Source organism: Actinoplanes sp. NPDC004185 (genome assembly GCF_053603475.1).
Genome location: NZ_JBSGFR010000023.1, coordinates 1 through 18097, shown reverse-complemented (window position 1 = coordinate 18097; position 18097 = coordinate 1). Strand labels below are relative to the sequence as shown.

Annotated in this window: 12 protein-coding genes; 5 read left to right on the top strand and 7 right to left on the bottom strand. The window is 71.7% G+C overall.

Annotated elements, in window-relative coordinates; all coding sequences use genetic code 11:
* The first annotated feature begins 117 nt into the window (after positions 1-117).
* Both ACWEOZ_RS23430 and ACWEOZ_RS23425 read left to right on the top strand, forming a co-directional pair.
* The gene (locus ACWEOZ_RS23430) at positions 118-1515 is read left to right on the top strand and encodes a hypothetical protein (protein ID WP_451912815.1); all 1398 of its coding nucleotides are present in this window, start codon (positions 118-120) and stop codon (positions 1513-1515) included.
* 9 nt (positions 1516-1524) lie between these two features.
* Positions 1525-2994, top strand: a complete 1470-nt coding sequence (locus ACWEOZ_RS23425) for a cryptochrome/photolyase family protein (protein WP_451912814.1) — start codon at positions 1525-1527, stop codon at positions 2992-2994.
* On the opposite strand, the gene ACWEOZ_RS23420 is transcribed toward ACWEOZ_RS23425, so the two are convergent.
* From ACWEOZ_RS23420 to ACWEOZ_RS23410, 3 genes are all read right to left on the bottom strand, one after another.
* Complete coding sequence (locus tag ACWEOZ_RS23420; RefSeq protein ID WP_451912813.1) at positions 2991-3662, bottom strand: lysophospholipid acyltransferase family protein; 672 nt, start codon at positions 3660-3662, stop codon at positions 2991-2993. The genes ACWEOZ_RS23425 and ACWEOZ_RS23420 overlap by 4 nt on opposite strands.
* A gap of 146 nt (positions 3663-3808) precedes the next feature.
* A complete protein-coding gene (ileS, locus tag ACWEOZ_RS23415; RefSeq protein ID WP_451912812.1) occupies positions 3809-6925 on the bottom strand; it encodes an isoleucine--tRNA ligase in 3117 nt (1038 codons plus the stop codon).
* A 217-nt stretch (positions 6926-7142) separates the two neighbouring features.
* A complete protein-coding gene (locus ACWEOZ_RS23410; RefSeq protein ID WP_451912811.1) occupies positions 7143-8678 on the bottom strand; it encodes an alkaline phosphatase D family protein in 1536 nt (511 codons plus the stop codon).
* Positions 8679-8821: 143 nt separating this feature from the next.
* On the opposite strand from ACWEOZ_RS23410, the gene ACWEOZ_RS23405 reads away from it, so the two are divergent.
* Entirely contained in the window at positions 8822-9262 is a 441-nt protein-coding gene (locus tag ACWEOZ_RS23405) for a carboxymuconolactone decarboxylase family protein (RefSeq protein ID WP_451912810.1), read from the top strand.
* Positions 9263-9268: 6 nt separating this feature from the next.
* Here the strand turns inward: ACWEOZ_RS23405 and ndk are convergent, their stop codons facing one another.
* Positions 9269-9685, bottom strand: a complete 417-nt coding sequence (gene ndk, locus ACWEOZ_RS23400) for a nucleoside-diphosphate kinase (protein ID WP_360825083.1) — start codon at positions 9683-9685, stop codon at positions 9269-9271.
* 158 nt (positions 9686-9843) lie between these two features.
* Between ndk and ACWEOZ_RS23395 the strand changes: the two genes are divergently transcribed.
* Positions 9844-12660, top strand: coding sequence for a VOC family protein (locus tag ACWEOZ_RS23395; protein WP_451912809.1), 2817 nt, complete (start codon positions 9844-9846; stop codon positions 12658-12660).
* 67 nt (positions 12661-12727) lie between these two features.
* On the opposite strand, the gene ACWEOZ_RS23390 is transcribed toward ACWEOZ_RS23395, so the two are convergent.
* From ACWEOZ_RS23390 to ACWEOZ_RS23380, 3 genes are read right to left on the bottom strand one after another with little or no spacing between them, the layout of a single operon-like run.
* Positions 12728-13147 (bottom strand): DUF4233 domain-containing protein, encoded by a 420-nt coding sequence (locus tag ACWEOZ_RS23390; protein ID WP_451912808.1) that lies wholly within the window; start codon positions 13145-13147, stop codon positions 12728-12730.
* Positions 13144-14469 (bottom strand): bifunctional folylpolyglutamate synthase/dihydrofolate synthase, encoded by a 1326-nt coding sequence (locus ACWEOZ_RS23385; protein ID WP_451912807.1) that lies wholly within the window; start codon positions 14467-14469, stop codon positions 13144-13146. Before ACWEOZ_RS23385 ends, ACWEOZ_RS23390 begins: the two co-directional genes overlap by 4 nt.
* Complete coding sequence (locus ACWEOZ_RS23380; protein ID WP_451912806.1) at positions 14466-17105, bottom strand: valine--tRNA ligase; 2640 nt, start codon at positions 17103-17105, stop codon at positions 14466-14468. The genes ACWEOZ_RS23385 and ACWEOZ_RS23380 overlap by 4 nt, the downstream gene beginning before the upstream one ends.
* A gap of 161 nt (positions 17106-17266) precedes the next feature.
* On the opposite strand from ACWEOZ_RS23380, the gene ACWEOZ_RS23375 reads away from it, so the two are divergent.
* Positions 17267-17890, top strand: coding sequence for a hypothetical protein (locus tag ACWEOZ_RS23375; protein WP_451912805.1), 624 nt, complete (start codon positions 17267-17269; stop codon positions 17888-17890).
* Positions 17891-18097 lie beyond the last annotated feature (207 nt).

Genomic DNA, 18097 nt, shown 5'->3' with positions numbered 1-18097 from the left:
CGCCACGGCCGTCGATCCGAGGCCTTGATCTCCGCCGATGGGTGGCGGCCCGTCTCTAACCTGGCGGAAGACGCCCGGTTCGCGGGCCGGGGGCGAGCAGCGGAAGGGGATCGACGGATGACCGAGCAGCAGCCGGAGAATCCGGCCGCCGGAACCCCGCCGAACGCCACCCCCGACCCCACCGCCGTCGAGGGAGCGCCCGGCTCGGCGGAGGAGACCCGAGCGCCCGGCACGGCGGCGGAGACCCGAGCGCGCGGCTCGGCGGCCGTACCGCCGCCGGTCCCCAAGCAGGCGTGGTGGTCGCGCCGCCGCACCCAGGCCGCGGCCGACGAGCCGCCGCCACCGGCCGACCCGTGGGCGGACAGCGAGGACTGGTCCACCACACCGGCGGTCGACCCCTGGGCCGACCAGGACACCCCCTGGCAGGCGGAGATCCCGTTCCCGGAGGCGATGCCGCCGACCCGGATCGACAGTCCGCTCCCGCCGACCCGGATGCAGGCACAGCTCCCGCCCACCCGCTCGGAGCCGCCGCTGCCGCCCAGCCGCTCCGAGGCGCCGCTGCCGCCGGCCCGTTCAGAGGCGCCGCTGCCGCCGACGCGGGTGCAGCCGCCGGCCGGAAGCCCTCCGGCCGGCAACCCGGTCCCGGCCCCGCCGCCCGCGAGCGCCGGCACAACTCCCCCGGCCGGAGATCCACCGCAGCGCCGCCGCTGGGGCCGCAAGAACCGCGCGAAGCAGACCCCCGAGCCCCCGGCCAACCGCCTCCCGGTCCAGCCCCGGCCCCCGGCCCCTTCGCCCTGGGTCCCGCCCGCCGCCTCGGGGCCGGCCCAGCAGCGGCCGCTCCCGCCACCGCCGGTCCCGCAACGGGCCACCCAGCAGCGGCCGGTCCAGCAGCGCCCGGCGCCCGGCTGGCCGGGACAGTCCGGCCCGGCCGGCAAGGGCCCGCCGCCCCCGCCCCGGCGCAAACGCCGCTGGCCCCGCCGGCTGGCCATGTTCACGCTGCTCAGCGCCGTCTGCTGCTGCGGCGTACCGGCCTATCTCGCCTGGCCGGCCGCCCAGCAGTATCCGGTCTCGGCCGCCCTGCCCCAGTCCGTGGCCGACCTGGCTCTGCGCGACGACGGCGCCAGCCGGCGGGCCGTCGAGAAGCTCTCCGAGCAGCTGAGCGGCACCAGCCTGGTCCAGGGCGATGTCTTCGCCGGGGTCTACGCCGACGGCGACGGCAAGCGGGTGACCATGTTCGGCACGACCGGGTTGCGGCTCACCCCCGAGTCCGACGTCGAGGCCGAGATCACCCACCTGAGCAGTGAGTACGCCATCAAGGACATCCAGTCCTACGACCTCGGCGAGACCGGCGTGCACGAGCGCTGCGGCGTCGGCCGCTCCGGTGGCAAGGCCGTCGTGGTGTGTGCCTGGGCCGACCACGGCAGTCTCGCCACCGTGCTGATGACCAGGCGTTCCGTGGAGGAGAGCGCGGATCTCACGGGTGTCCTGCGGAATGCGGTGCTCACCCGCGGGTAGGAATGCGGCATGACCCGCCGCTGGCTGTTCGCCGACCAGCTCGGCCCGCACTTCCTCGACGACCCCGCCCAGCCGGTGCTGCTGGTGGAGTCCAAGGCGGTGTTCCGGCGCCGGGCGTTCCACCGGCAGAAGGCCCACCTGGTGCTGTCCGCGCTGCGGCACCGGGCGGCCGAGCTCGGTGACCAGGCCGTCTTCGTGCGGGCCGAGACCTACGCCGAGGCGGTACGCGACCTCGGCGAGCCACTGAGCGTCTGCCACCCGACCTCCCGTGCGGCCCGCGGGCTGGTCCAGCGGCTCGGCGCCGAGCTGCTGCCGCCGCGCGGCTTCGTGACCGCCCCGCCGGAGTTCGTCGCCTGGGCCAACGGCCGGCGCGGCCTGCGGATGGAGGACTTCTACCGCGACGCCCGGCGCCGCCTGGGCGTCCTCATGGACGGCACCGAGCCGGCGGGCGGCACGTGGAATCTGGACGCGGAGAACCGGGAGCCACCGCCGCGCGGCGTCACCCGGCTCGACGTCGAGGAGCCGCCGGAGCTCCGCGAGGACGACATCGACGCGGCCGTCCGGGAGGACCTGGACCGCTGGGAGCGCGACGACGGCATCACCTTCATCGGCCGGGACGGTCCGCGGCTGTTCCCGGCCACCCGGGCCGAGGCGGTCGAGCGGCTGCGGCACTTCGTCGGGCACCGGCTGCCGGCGTTCGGGCCGCACGAGGACGCGATGCTGGCCGGGGACCCGTTCCTGGCCCACAGCCGGCTCAGCGCCGCGTTCAACCTGGGCCTGCTGGACCCGCTGGAGGCCGTCGAGCAGGCCGAGGCGGCGTACCGCGGGGGCCGGGCCGAGCTGGCCAGCGTGGAGGGCTTCGTCCGGCAGCTCATCGGCTGGCGCGACTTCGTCTGGCACCTGTACTGGTACTTCGAACCCGGCTACCGGCGCGCCAACGAGCTCCAGGCGAGCGAGCCGGTGCCGCGCTGGTTCGCCGAGCTGGACGCCGACGCCGTCGAGGCCCGGTGCCTGTCGGACGTGCTGGCCGGGGTCCGCGACCGCGGCTGGGTGCACCACATCCCCCGGCTGATGGTGCTCGGCAACTACGCGATGCAGCGCGGCTGGCGGCCGGGGGCGATGGCGGACTGGTTCCACCGGGCGTTCGTCGACGGCTACGAGTGGGTGATGACCGCCAACGTGGTCGGCATGAGCCAGTACGCCGACGGCGGCCGGATGAGCACCAAGCCGTACGCGGGCGGCGGGGCGTACATCAACCGGATGAGCGACTACTGCGGCGGCTGCCGGTACGACCCCAAGGTGCGCGTGGGTGACGACGCGTGCCCGTACACGGCCGGTTACTGGGCTTTCCTGGACCGCCACGAGGAGCAGCTGGCGAACAACCACCGGATGCGCCGGCCGATGCAGGGCCTGCACCGGCTGACCGACCTGGAGGCACTGGTCGAGCAGGAGCAGGCCCGCGGCTCGAGCGCCCCCTAGGAGGCCTGGCGCGGCGGTGCGTACCGGGGCACGTACTCCTGGCCGGTGAGCTTCTGGATCTCGGCCATGACTTCGTCGGTCAGCGCGCGCAGCGCGGTGCGGTCGTCGCTGCGGCCGGCCGTGGGGATCGGCGCGCCGAACTTGATCGTGACCTGGCCCTTGCCGGGGCGGGGGAAGCGCTGCCCGATCGGCTGCACCTTGTCCGTGCCGAGCATGCCGACCGGGATGATCGGCACGCCCGCCGCGACGGCGAGCCGGGCCACGCCCGTACGCCCGCGGTAGAGCCGGCCGTCCGGGGAGCGGGTGCCCTCGGGGTAGACCGCGACCATGTCACCGGCCTTGAGCACCGGGATCGCGCCGTCGAAGGCGGTCAGCGCGGCCCGGCCGCCACCGCGCTCGACCTTGATCGCGCCGAGGCCGTGCATCACGAACTTGGTGATGGTGCCGCCGATGCCGCCACCGCGGAAATACTCGGCCTTGGCCCAGAACGCGATGTGCCGCGGCACCACGGCGCCGAGGAACAGCTCGTCGGCGACGGACAGGTGGTTGCCGGCGAAGATCGCGCCGCCGGTCCGGGGGATGTTCTCGAGACCTTCGACGTGCGGCCGCCAGCCGAGCGTCATCGCGTGACCGACAGTGACTTTGCCGATCGAGTAGAGCAGCGGCAACGTGTTCCTCCGGGCGGGGACTGCGGGAGATGCGGGGGGGCGATGTGAGGTTAACGGAAACAGCCCGGAAAACTCCCGTCGAGCGGCCGCTTCCCGGCTCGGCAATTGCCGCGCAATGCGGCAAATGCCGAGCCAGGAGGCAGGACTCACACCGTGCGGGTGACCGACACCGTTACCGTTTCGCCGTCGCCGACCTCACCGCTGAAGCCGGTCGCGGCCTCGTCGAGGCTCAGCGCGGTCGCCAGCGTCTCGGCGGCGACGAAGTCCCGGTGGACCTCGACGGCCGCGGCGACCACGGGCGACGCCGCGATCCGCAGGGCGATCCGGTCGGACACGTCGAGGTCAGCGTCGCGGCGGGCCTGCTGCACGACCCGGATCAGGTCGCGGGCCAGGCCCTCGGCGGCCAGCTCGGGCGTGACCTCGGTGTCCAGCAGCACCACGCCCCGGCCGGCCGGCAGCGGCGCCGAGTTCTCGGCGTCGGCGGCGATGAGCTTCAGCTCGTACTCGCCCTCCTGCAGGGTGACGCCGGCGGCGACGGGCGCGCCGTCGACGAGCTGCCAGTCGCCGGCCTTGACGGCCTTGATGACGACCTGGACCTGCTTGCCCAGGCGCGGGCCCAGGGCCCGCGGGACCACGGTCAACACCTGCTGGGAGTACGCGGCCAGATCGGCACTGAGCTGCACCTCCTTGACGTTGACCTCGTCGGCCAGCAGGTCCGCGAACGGCCGCAGCGCGTCGGCGTCCGGGCTGGCCACGGTGAGCTTGGCCAGCGGCAGCCGGACCCGCAGCGCCTTGGCCTTGCGCAGTGACAACGCCGCCGAGGCGGCCTCGCGGATCGCGTCCATGGAGGCCACCAGCTCGTGGTCGGCCGGGTAACCCTCGGCGAGCGGCCAGTCGGTCAGGTGCACCGACCGGTCGCCGGTCAGGCCGCGCCAGACCTCCTCGGCGGTCAGCGGCGCGAGCGGCGCCACCACCCGGCACAGGGTCTCCAGCACGGTGGCGAGGGTGTCGAACGCGTCGGCGTCGCCGGCCCAGAAGCGGTCCCGCGAGCGGCGCACGTACCAGTTGGTCAGCGCGTCCAGGTACGACCGCACCGAGGCGGCTGCGCCCGAGATGTCGTACTCGTCGAGCTGCCGGGTGGTGTCGGCCACGAGCTCGCTGGTCTTGGCCAGGATGTAGCGGTCCAGCAGGTGCGTCGAGTCGGTCCGGAAGCGGGCCGTGTAGTTGGCCGCATTGGCGTACAGGCTGAAGAAGTACCAGACGTTCCACAGCGGGAGCAGCACCTGGCGCACCGAGTCGCGGATCGCCACCTCGGTGACCGGCATGTCACCGCCGCGCAGGACCGGCGAGGACATGAGCATCCAGCGCATCGCGTCCGAGCCGTAGGAGTCGAACACCTCGTAGACGTCCGGGTAGTTGCGCAGGCTCTTGGACATCTTGCGGCCGTCGGCGCCCTGCAGGATGCCGTGGCTCAGGCAGTTGCGGAACGCCGGGCGGTCGAACAGGGCCGTGGCCAGCACGTGCATGGTGTAGAACCAGCCGCGGGTCTGGCCGATGTACTCGACGATGAAGTCGCCCGGGTAGTGGTGCTCGAACCACTCCTTGTTCTCGAACGGGTAGTGCACCTGCGCGAACGGCATCGAACCGGACTCGAACCAGCAGTCCAGCACCTCGGGCACCCGGCGCATGGTGGACTGCCCGGTCGGGTCGTCCGGGTTGGGCCGGGTCAGCTCGTCCACGTACGGCCGGTGCAGGTCGGTGACCTCGACGCCGAAGTCGGCGCTGAGCTGCTCCAGCGAGCCGTAGACGTCGACCCGCGGGTAGGTCGGGTCGTCGGACTTCCACACCGGGATGGGCGAGCCCCAGAACCTGTTCCGGCTGATCGACCAGTCCCGGGCGTTGGCCAGCCACTTGCCGAACGAGCCGTCCTTGATGTGCGCGGGGGTCCAGGTGATCTCCTGGTTGAGCTCGACCATCCGGTCCCGGAACTTGGTCACCGCCACGAACCACGACGACACGGCCTTGTAGACCAGCGGCGTGTCACAGCGCCAGCAGTGCGGGTACGAGTGCGTGTACCCCTCGTGCCGCAGCACCACGCCGCGGGCCTTGAGCTCGGCGGTGATCGGCTTGTTGGCGTCGAAGACCTGTACGCCCTGGTAGTCGGGCACGAGCGCGGTGAACCGGGTGTGGTCGTCGACCGTCACGATCGTCGGGATGCCGGCGGCGTTGCAGACGTTCTGGTCGTCCTCACCGAAGGCGGGCGCCTGGTGGACCACGCCGGTGCCGTCCTCGTCACTGACGTAGTCGGCCGCCAGCACCTGGTACGCGTTCGGGCCGGCCTGCTCGACCAGGAAGTCGAACATCGGGGTGTAGCGACGCCCGGCCAGCTCCCGGCCCAGCACCGTGCCGACCTGCTCGTACCCGTCGAGCTCCTTGGCGTAGGCACCGACGCGCCCGGCGCCCAGGATGAGCCGCTGGCCGTCCTTCTCCAGGATCGCGTACTCGATGTCCGGGCCGACGGCCAGCGCGAGGTTCGACGGCAGGGTCCACGGCGTGGTGGTCCAGACCGCGATCCGCTCGCCGGTCTCCAACTGGAAGGTGACGGTCAGCGCCGGGTCGGTCCGGTCCCGGTAGACGTCGTCCATCCGGGTCTCGGTGTTCGACAGCGGCGTCTCGCACCGGAAGCAGTACGCCAGCACCCGGAAGCCCTCGTAGATCAGACCCTTCTCGTGCAGGGTCTTGAAGGCCCACATGACCGACTCCATGTAGCTGGGGTCGAGGGTCTTGTAGTCGTTGCCGAAGTCCACCCAGCGGGCCTGGCGCGTGACGTAACGCTCCCAGTCCTTGGTGTACGCCAGCACGGAGGTCCGGCAGGCGTCGTTGAACTTGTCCACGCCCAGTTCGAGGATCTGCGCCTTGGTGGTGATGCCGAGCTGTTTCTCGGCCTCGACCTCGGCCGGCAGCCCGTGGGTGTCCCAGCCGAAGCGGCGCTCGACGTGCTTGCCGCGCATGGTCTGGTAGCGCGGTACCAGGTCCTTGACGTAGCCGGTGAACAGGTGGCCGTAGTGCGGCAGCCCGTTGGCGAACGGCGGGCCGTCGTAGAAGACGTACTCGTTGCTGCCGTTCTCGCCGGCCGGGCGGGCGTCGACGCTGGCCTCGAAGGTCTTTGCGGCGGCCCAGTGCTCCAGCACGGCCCGCTCGACCGCGGGCAGGTCAGGGCTCGCCGGTACGCCGGCGGCGTCGGTGTGCTTGGGATAAGCCATCGGTGGTCACTCCTCGAGCAGTGCACTTGCGTGGACTGCGAGGACGAGCCGGAGCCCGCGGTACCACCTCGCTTGACAGCCGGAGCTGCCCGCTTCGTTCGCCGGCTGGGGTGCGGGCCGGTGTCCGCCCGGTTCTACTGAGGCGCACGCGCCCGTTCTTCCGGAGGCTCCCCGGTGATGGCCGGATCAACGCCTGACTACACAACGATACCGGCCGTCAATTGTTCCGCGGCTTCGGCAGGGTGGTCGACCACAGCGACACACCGGCCCGGTCGCGCAGGTCGACTCGCAGCGCGCCGGTCCGGCCGTCGATCCGCACCTCACCGAAGTGCTGGTAGCCGTCGGCCGGGGAGGTGTTGGCCACCGGCGGAGCGTGCACGAAGACCGCCTCGGGGCCGAACGTGGCGTCGAGCACGTTGGGGCCGAACGCGCCCGCGTGGGCCGGGCCGGAGACGAACTCCCAGAACGGCGTGAAGTCCTGCACAGCGGCCCGGGCCGGGTCGTAGTGGTGCGCCGCGGTGTAGTGCACATCGGCCGTGAGCAGCACGATCCCGGTGACGCCGGCCCGGTGCGCCGCCCGCAGGACCTGCGCGAACTCCAGCTCACGGCCCTTCGGCGCGCCCGGGTCGCCCTGGGCGACGCCCTCCTGCGCGGCCGGGCCGTCCGGCACGACCACGCCCAGCGGCAGGTCGTTGGCGATCACCTTCCAGGTGGCCCGGGACGTGCGCAGGCCGCGGATCAGCCACTCACGCTGCTCGGCCCCGAGCAGGCCACGGTACGGACCCGCGTACGTGTTGCCGTCGTTGACGTCCTTGAACGTGCGCATGTCCAGCACGAACACGTCCAGCAGCGGCCCGTACGAGATCTTGCGGTGGACCGGCCCGGAGCGCTGCGGGGTGGGCACCCACTCGTGGTACGCCCGGTGCGCCCGCGCCGCCAGCACGTCGACCCGCTTCTCGGTGTACCGGGCGTCGTCGAGGATCTCCCCCGGATACCAGTTGTTGACCACCTCATGGTCGTCCCACTGGTTGAGCTGCGGAACCTCGGCGGCGAACGCCTTGTACGCGTCGTCCAGCAGGTTGTACGCATACTGGCCGCGGTATTCGCCCAAGGTCTCGGCGACCTTGGACTTCTCCGGCGTGACCACGTTGCGCCAGATCCGGCCGTCCGGCAGCGTGACGGCCGGCACGAGCGGACCGTCGGCGTAGACGGTGTCCCCGCTGTGCAGCAGGAAGTCGGGCCGGCGGCGGCGCATCGACTCGAACAGGGCCAGGCCGCCGTACGCGGGGTCGATGCCCCAGCCCTGCCCGACCACGTCACCGGTCCAGACGAACGAGATGTCCTGCCGGCGTACCGGCGCGGTGCTGAACGAGCCGTCGAGGGGCTCGCTGAGCAGGCCGGCGCGGTCGAGGCTCTCCGCCCGTACCCGGTAGTGCAGCTTCTCCCCCGCCGGCAGGCGGCGCAGGTGCACCTTGCCGGTGAAATCGGTGTCCGGGGTGAGCACCGGCCCGCGCACGCGGCGCGCGCCGCGCAGGTCCGGGCGGCGGCTGATCTCGACCCACATCCGGCTGGGCCGGTCGGCCCGGGCCCAGACGACCGCGGTGCCGGCGGTGGCGTCGCCGGTCTGCACCCCGTGGGTGAGCACCGGGCGCTGCGCCGACCAGCCGGCGAAGACCGGCCCGGCGGGCAGGACACCGAGAACGCCGCCGGCCATCCCGGCCCGCAGCAGGCTTCGTCGATCGATGGAGGTCATACCGGCAGGCTCTCGGGGCCAGGTGAAGCCCGGGCGGGACCGAGATGGACGGCACCCGAAGATCAGACGGCCGGCTGCGCCGCTGTCACGTCTTTCGTCGCTGTCTCGTCCTGACCGTGTACACGACGACCACAGGAGGATTCATGTCCCGCTTGGCGATCGACAAGGTCTCACCGGCCGCTTACCGGGCCGTCTACGGCATGGAGCAGTACTGCCGTGACCGCGTCGACCCCACCCTGTACGAGCTGATCAAGCTGCGCGCCTCGATGGTGAACGGCTGCTCGTTCTGCACCGACATGCACAGCCGCGACGCGCTGGCCGCCGGCGAGTCGAGCCGGCGTCTGTTCGCCGTCGCGGCCTGGCACGACGCCCCGTTCTTCAGCGAGCGGGAGCGGGCCGCGCTGGCCCTGACCGACGCGGTGACCCGGCTCGGCGAGCACGGCGTCCCGGACGAGGTCTGGGAGCCGGCCGCCAAGGAGTTCACCGAGCAGGAGCTGGCCGACGTGCTGATGGCCATCGCCACGATCAACGTGTGGAACCGGCTGTCGATCGCGGTGGAGAAGCAGCCGCCGCTGGAGGTCTGAGCCGGTTCAGAGCTCGGGGAACCACAGCGCGAGCTCACGCTTCGCACTGTCGGGAGAATCGGAGGCGTGGACCAGGTTTTCCCGGTTGGACAGCGACAGGTCGCCGCGGATCGTGCCCGCGGCGGCCTTGCGCCCGTCCGTGGCGCCGACCAGGGCCCGGACGACCGCGATGACCTCGTCGCCGGAGAGCACCAGGGCGGCGAGCGGCCCGCTGGTCATGAATTCCTTGAGCGGCGGGTAGAACGCCTTGTCCACGTGCTCGGCGTAGTGCTGGTCGGCCAGCTCGGCGTCCATGGTCCGCACGACCAGCGCGTCGATCGTGAGGCCCTTGCGCTCGAACCGGCTCAGGATCTCCCCGAGCAGGCCGCGCCGCAGCGCATCGGGCTTGACGAGCACGAGCGTGCGCTCGGTGGCAGTGGACACCGGAAGTTCCTCCTGGGTAGGACGTGGCAAGCCGACACGCCGGTCGGGAGGTCAGCCTATCGGTACCGGATCGGGCGCGAGCGGCAACCGCCCGGTAGCGCACTTTCCACGGGCGGTCGCGGCTACGTAACCTGACGGGTACACCCGGGAGGTCCACTGTGGCGAACCAGAACGGCCGGCCGATCGCTCCGGCCCGCAAACTCGTGGCGACGGTCGTCGGCGCGATCGCGGCCTTCGTGATGCTGTTCGGGCTCGGCATGTCGAGCTGGGCGATCGTCGCGCTGGGCCTGGCGATGCTGATCCTGGCGATCGCCCTGGGCATGGTCAACGTGGTCCGGCGCGGCGCCCGCGCCTGGGTGGCGGGATCAGCGCAGGTCAAGGCCATCTCGGAGCCGCCGGCAACGGCGATCTACGGCCGCGCGGAGCTGCAGATCGTGATCGTGGCCCCGGGTCTGCCGACGTCGGAGGTGACGGTCCGCGACCCCCGCGTCCCGGTGGCGAAATGGCCGCGGCCGGGCGACACCCTGCCGGTGACGGTGGACGTGGACGACATGCGCCGCGTCCGCATCAACTGGGACGAGGCGGAGACCTACGACCTGGGCTCGCCGACTGTCCCCCCGGCGTACTACGAGGAGGACCTGCCGGACGACGACCTGCTGGGCGGCGAACCGGAACCACCGCCGTGGGCGACCCGCGACCGGCAGTGGGGCCGCGGCCCGGACGAGCCGCCACCCCCGCCGCCGCCGTCCCCGCGCCTGGGTGACCTGGACGGCCCGCCCCCGCCGCCCCCGCAGGCGGTCCTGCTGGACGACCCGCCGCCGCCGGTGATCGTCCGCGACGCCCCGGGCGGCCCGATCGTCGAGGGCCAGCTGGTGGAGCCGGACTACGACTACACGACGCCGCTGCCGCAACGCGCTCGCACGGCGACGGCCGCGCCGCCGCGCCCGGCGGAAAAACCCCGCCCGAGACCAAGGCCGCACGCGACAGCAACCATGGACCAGGAAGACGACGGTACGGGCACAGAGCCGACAGAAGCAGCACCGGCCCAAGCCTCCACGGCATCCTCCCGGCCGCCCTCGGACTCAGTAGCGTCGGACCCGGTGGAGTCGGTGGTTTCGGACCGGGTGGCTTCGGACCCGGTCGAGGACCTGGCGCAGCCGGTGCCCGCCCAGCGCGCCCCGGAGCAGGACCCGGAGATCGACCTGCCCCTGGACGGCGACCCGGAACCACCCCCGGAGCAGCAGACCCGCGCGGCGCGGGCGGCGGTGGACGAGGACATCATCGCCCCGCCGGTGGCCGCCCCCGCTTCCCCCGCTCCTTCGGACGACCGCGCGGGCCGCGTCCTGGACGCCGAGGACGACCTGCTCGGGGATCTGGAACCACCGCCGTGGGAGGTCCGCGCCCGGCAGCCGGAGCCCCAGAGCGAGACCGCACCGCCGCTGGTCACCGAGGACCCGCCGCCGCCCGCGGAACCCCGCCCCAGGCCGCGGCCCCGCCCGGCAGACGACACACCACCGGTTGCGGACGACCGCCCCCGGAGCAGTAGCGAGCCACGAAGCCCGGCGCCGACTACCGGCCTGGCGGCGGCTGCGGGGGCGGTGGTGGCTGCGGGGTTCACGGCCTTGGGCAATGCGTTCCGCGGCAAGAAGCAGGAAGAAGCTCGCCCCGCCCCCGAGGCTCCGCGCGCGGCGTCCCGGCGTCCGGGGGCCGACGAGCCGGTGGCGGCTACCGGCTCGGTGTCGGCCACCCAGCCCCCGCCGGATGATCTGGACCCGGCTGCGCCGTTCGCCCCGCCCGCTGAGCCCGCTGCCGCTCCCCGCCCAGCCAGCTCGTCCAGCCCGGCCGCCGCCGACCACTCCGGCCGGTCCGCAGATGAGCCGGCTGCTCCTCGAACCACCGACTCACCTGCCGTAAGCCGCCCCGTAGCGGAGTCAACCTCCGACCCCGGCGTCGGCGCCGTATCCGCAAGCCGTCCAGCTCCCGAGCCGAGCCCCACCCCGGCTCCCGACCGCGCCGCCCAGCCCGGCACCAGCGCCGCGTCCAGCCCCGACACCGCCTCCCACTCCGGTGCCGCAGCCGATCCCCGCGCCGCAGCCGATCCCCGCGCCGCAGCGGGCCCCGATGCTTCGTCCAGCCGTGGTGCCGTAGCCGATCCCAGCGCCGCAGCTGGCCCCGGTGCTTCATCCAGCCCCGGTGCCGTGACCGATTCCGGTGCAGCGGCGGGTCCAGCGGCCGGAGCTGTCTCCGCCAGTCATCCCAGGCCGGCGTCCTCCGCAGCAGCTCCCGGGCAGGTCTATGCCTCCCCGACCGCCTTCGGCCCGGGTGGAGGCTCCGGCATCGGCAACCCCGCGGACACCCGGCCCCGGCCGGAACCCACCCCGATCCGCCCGGGAACCGTCTACACCGCCGCAACCACGGGCGAACCCACCCAGGAGAATCCCGCACCCGCCGCCGCCCGGCCGAAGCCCACGACGTCCACCCCCGCCGGCGGAACGTCACCGAAGCGAGGGAGGCCCTGGGCCGACCTCGAAAACGGCTTCGAACCCGACGAACGCGCCGACGACCTGATCACCGCCTACCCGAGCGCCCGCCCCGGCCCGGCCGGCGCCATCCACGGCGTAGGTATCACGGTGCTCGTCACCAACCTGGAACGCTCGGTGGCGTTCTACCGCGAGATGCTCGGCTTCTACGAGATCGACGCCGGCTCGGGCAGCGCAGTGCTCGCCTCCGGTGACACGAGGCTGGTCCTCCGCACAGTCCCCGACCTGTCCGGCGTGGCCGGCCGCCTGATCTACCTCAATCTGGAGGTGGGCGACGTCGAAGCGGTCTACGAGGAGCTGAAGGCCAAGGGCGTGAAGTTCGTCCACGGCCCCCGCCCCGTGAACCGAGGCGGCAAGCTCGAACTCTGGGCAGCCGCGTTCCACGACCCCGACCAGCACAACATCGCCATCACCCAGTGGCGCGCCATCCGCTGACCAGGCCCGTGCCGGTCCACCCGCTCCACGACAGCCGGTGGACCCGCCAACCCGGCTCGGCGGGCGGCTAGCCCAGGATCTTGTGCCGTACCGAAGTCGCGTAGGCCCAGGTCAACCCGAAGATCAACCCGAGCGCGGCAAGTGACCAGTGCAGCAGTCCGGACGCGAGCAGCAGCACCTGCAGTCCCGTACCAGCATGCCAGGCCCAGCGGCGCCGCATGCTCCCGGCCACGAGGGCCGCAGCCACGGCCAGGGCCACCACCACCCCGATGCCCCAGCCGCTGAGATCCCCGCCCAGGATCCGAATCGGTTGGATCGCCAGCAGCAGCACGATCGCTTCCAGGGCGAGCGTGCCCGCCCCCAGCCCTCGTACCGCCGCCTCAGGATTGCGGAGCCCGGACCGCCGCGTCTCGTCGCCCTCGGTCCCGGCCGGCGCCTCCTCGGGCGACGGCACGGGCGAGGCCGGCTCCGGCGGCGGCGTGGTCACTTCTTCAGGAGTTTCCGTGCGTCGGCCACGGTGACGATCGAGCCGGTGATCAGCACCGCGACGCCGCTGTGCTCACCGTCGGTGTCCGATTCGGCGAGCACGACCGCTTCCTCGATGGCATCGGGCATGTTCTGCGTGATCGTCACCCGGTCCTCGCCGAAGATCTCCTCGGCGAGCTGGGCGAGCTCGTCGACCGGCATCGCCCGCGGTGAGCTGTTCTGCGTCACGACGAGCCGGGCCGCGACCGGCTCCAGCAGCTCGAGCAGGCCGGCCACGTCCTTGTCCCCGAGCACCCCGACCACGGCGACAAGGTGACGGAACGCGAACTCTTCCTCGAGCGCGGTCACGGTCGCCGCCATGCCGTGCGGATTGTGCGCCCCGTCGAGCAGGATCGTGGGCGCGCTGCGTACCCGTTCGAGCCGGCCCGGCGAGTCGACCCCGCCGAAGCCTTCCCGGACCAGGTCCACGTCGAGCTGCTTGGCCGCACCCGCACCGAGGAACGCCTCGACCGCGGCCAGCGCGAGGGCGGCGTTCTGCGCCTGGTGCGCGCCGAAGAGCGGCAGGAAGATCTCGTCGTACACGCCGCCGAGTCCCTGCAGCGTCAGCACCTGACCGCCGACCGCCTGGTCCCGCCGGATCACGCCGAACTCGCTGCCCTCACGGGCGACAGTCGCACCGACCTGCGCCGAGCGTTCCAGCAGCGGCCGCATCGCGTCCTCGGTCTGCAGCGCGCTGATGACGGTGGCGTCCTTGTGGATGATGCCCGCCTTGGCCCAGGCGATGTCCTCGATCGTGTCACCGAGCCACTCGGTGTGGTCGAGCCCGATCGGCGTGATGACGCAGACGCCGGCCTCGAGGACGTTGGTCGCGTCCTCCTCGCCCCCGAGACCGACCTCGACCACGGCGATGTCCACGGGAGCGTCGGCGAAGGTCGCATACGCCAGCGCCGTGGTCATGTCGAAGTAGGTGAGCGGCTCAGCCGAACGCTCGTCGATCAACTGGGCCAGCGGGGCCACCTCGTCGTAGACGGCGGCCAGCCGCTCCTCGGTGATCGGCTCGCCGTCGAGGCTGATCCGCTCCCGGACCGTCTCCAGGTGCGGGCTCGTATAGCGACCGGTGTGCAGCCCGTGCGCACGCAGCAGGCCGTCGATCATCCGGGCCGTGGACGTCTTGCCGTTGGTCCCGGTGAGGTGGATCGACGGGTACGCCCGCTGCGGACTGCCGAGCACGTCCATCAGGTCACGGATCTTCTGCATGTCGAAGGCCATGCGGGTGAAGCCGCGCCCGTCGAGCGCGGCAACCACCTCTTGGTATGTGCTCATGCTGAGGGCAACGCTTTCAGGGCCGCCGCAATTCTCGCGAGGTCGGCTTCCGCCGTGGCCAGCCGGTCCTTGATCTTCGCAACGACCTGTTCTGGCGCCTTACCGACGAACGCGTCGTTGTCGAGCTTGGCCCGGCACTGCGCCGCTTCCTTCTCGGCGGCGGCGCGGTCCTTGTCGAGACGGGCCCGCTCGGCGGCGACATCGATGGTGCCGCGGGTGTCGAGGTCGACGGTGATGCCACCGGTGACCGCGAGGGTCGCCGTGGCCGCGAACTCGGCCCCGGGGGCGTCGAGCCGGGCCAGGGCGCGGATCAGCGGCTCGTGCACGTCGATGCCGACGTTGCCGAGGCCGGTGAGCGCGGCGCTGACCCGCTGACCCGGGCGCAGCCCCTGGTCGGAGCGGAAACGCCGCACCTCGGTGACGACCTTTTGCAACGCGGCCAGCTCATCCTCGGCCACATCATCGACACGAGCCTGGTCGGCAACCGGCCAAGCGGCGACGACGACGGACTCGGCACCGGTCAGCACCGTCCACAGCTCCTCGGTGACGAACGGAATCACCGGGTGCAACAGACGCAACAGCTGGTCGAGAACGTGCCCGAGCACCCGGCGCGAGCGCGCGGCCTCGACGCCGTCGGTGGCCAGCACGGGCTTGCTGAGCTCCACGTACCAGTCGCAGACGTCGTCCCACGCGAAGTGGTAGAGCGTGTCACAGGCCTTGGCGAACTCGTACGTCGCGAGCTGCTCGTCGACCTCAGCGATGACATGCTGCAGCCGCGACAGGATCCACTTGTCGACGCTCGACAGCTCCGCCGACGCCGGCAGCTCCCCCTCGACCGTGGCCCCGTTCATCAGCGCGAAGCGGGTCGCGTTCCACAGCTTGTTGCAGAAGTTGCGCGAGCCCTGGCACCACTCCTCGCTGATCGGCACGTCGGAGCCGGGGTTGGCTCCGCGGGCCAGCGTGAAGCGGGTGGCGTCGGCGCCGTACCGGTCGATCCAGTCCAGTGGGTCGACGGCGTTGCCGAACGACTTCGACATCTTCTTGCCGTGCGCGTCCCGGACCAGCCCGTGGAGCGCCACCACGTCGAACGGCTGCACGCCGTCCATCGCGTACAGGCCGAACATCATCATCCGGGCGACCCAGAAGAAGAGGATGTCGTAGCCGGTGACCAGCACGCTGGTCGGATAGAACTTCGCCAGCGTCTCGGTCTGCTCGGGCCAGCCCATGGTGGAGAACGGCCACAGCCCGGACGAGAACCACGTGTCGAGCACGTCCTCGTCCTGGCGCCAGCCCTCGCCGGTCGGCGGCTGCTCGTCCGGTCCGACACAGACGACCTCGCCGGCCGGGCCGTACCAGACCGGGATGCGGTGCCCCCACCACAACTGGCGTGAGATGCACCAGTCGTGCATGTTGTCGACCCACGCGAAGTACCGCTTCGCGAGCTCCGGCGGCTCGATGGTGACCCGGCCGTCCCGGACCGCGTCGCCGGCCGCCTTCGCCAGCGGCCCGGTGTTGACGAACCACTGCAATGACAGCCGCGGCTCCACGGTCGTCTTGCACCGCGAGCAGTGCCCGACGGAGTGCTGGTAGGGCCGCTTCTCGGCAACAATGCGCCCCTGCTCACGCAGGGCCGCCACGATCGCGGGCCGCGCCTCATACCGATCAAGACCCTCGAACGGCCCCGGTACGGTGACGACGGCACGCTCATCCATGATCGTCATGCCCGGCAGGTCGTGCCGCCGGCCGATCTCGAAGTCGTTCGGGTCGTGCGCCGGCGTGACCTTGACAGCACCCGTACCGAAAGCGGGGTCGACGTGCTCGTCGGCCACGATCGGGATGCGCCGCCCGGTGAGCGGAAGCTCGACGTCGGTGCCGATTAGATGCTGATAGCGCTCGTCATCGGGGTGCACGGCCACCGCGGTGTCACCGAGCATCGTCTCGGCCCGGGTCGTGGCGACAACGATCGCGTTGTCACCATCGCCGTAGCGGATGGAGACGAGCTCACCGTCGTCGTCGGTGTGCTCCACCTCGATGTCACTGAGCGCGGTGAGACACCGCGGGCACCAGTTGATGATGCGCTCGGCGCGGTAGATGAGGCCGTCGTCGAACAGCTGCTTGAAGATCGTCTGCACGGCCTTGGAGAGGCCCTCGTCCATGGTGAACCGCTCGCGGCTCCAGTCCACGGAATCGCCGAGCCGGCGCATCTGCCCGGTGATCGCGCCACCGGACTCGGCCTTCCACTGCCAGACCTTCTCGACGAAGGCCTCACGGCCCAGGTCGTGGCGGGAGATCTGCTGGGCGGCGAGCTGCCGCTCGACGACGTTCTGGGTGGCGATGCCGGCGTGGTCCATGCCGGGCAGCCAGAGCACCTCGAAGCCCTGCATCCGCTTGAAGCGGCTCAGGGTGTCCATGATGGTGTGCTCGAGGGCGTGGCCGACGTGCATGGAGCCGGTCACGTTGGGCGGCGGGATGACGATGGAGAAGGGCGGCTTGTCACTAGCCGGGTCCGCCGTGAAGTAGCCGGCCGATACCCACTGCTCGTACCGCCGCTGCTCTACCTCGCCCGGCTGGTACTGGGCGGAAAGGCCACCGGTGGGCCGGCTGTCGGGGGTACGGGCGTCGGTTGCTTCGCTCACCCGACAAGTCTACGGAGCCCGTCCGGGAAGGCTGCGATCGCACCGCCTCCCTGTGGACAACGGTGGGCCTGTGGACAACGCCCGACGCCGGATCGACGAGTTGTTAGGCTCGCACGATGTCCGAACGCCCTGGCTCCCCTCCGCCACCCGAGGCCACACCGGTGGAGATCGCCGCTGACCCGTTCCCCCTCACCGAGTCCACCGGTGAGGCGAAGGAAGAGCGAGCGCCCAGGTCAAGGACCAAGACCATCATCCTGAGCTCACTGCTGGCGGTCGGCCTGGCCGGCGCATCCGTCCTCGGGTACGTGGGCTGGCGCATCGCCTCACAGAAGGACGCGACGCTCACTGTCCCGGCAAAGGTCGCAGGGTTGTCCGTCGACAGCAGTGACGAGGGCCGCAGCACGGCGGAATACCTCCAGACCGCGCTGTCGGCCGATGTGGCTCTGGACCGAGCAGTGGGAGCGGTCTACACGGACGGCTCGGCCAACGACGTCCTCTTCTTCGGCGGCACCACGCTGTTCTGGACGCCGGAGAACGATCTCGTGACGGCGTTTGATCTGGTCTCCGACGAGCAGGGCTCGGTGACCGGGCTGCATGACGTGCCGGCCGGCCCGCTCGGCGGCACGATGAAGTGCGGGACGACGAAGGCGGACGGGGCCGACATGCCGGTGTGTGGCTGGGCCGACCACGGCAGCCTTGCCCTGGCGATGTTTCCGGGCCGCAGCGTTGACGACTCAGCGAAGCTGTTCGGCGAGATCCGCGCTGCCACCCAAACCCGCAACTAGGTTCGGCCCTACACGGGGCAGATGCTGACAGCCGCTCTGCTGCTTCTGTCCGCGCGGGCTTGTCGACGCCGGCCTCGAGGCATCAGAAATGCAAAAGAGCTCATCCCGGGTCGGGGTGAGCTCCATACGCGCATACAGAAAAGGCCCACACCATCTCTGGTGTGGGCCTTTCCCAACGTTAAGTCCGGCGGCGTCCTACTCTCCCAC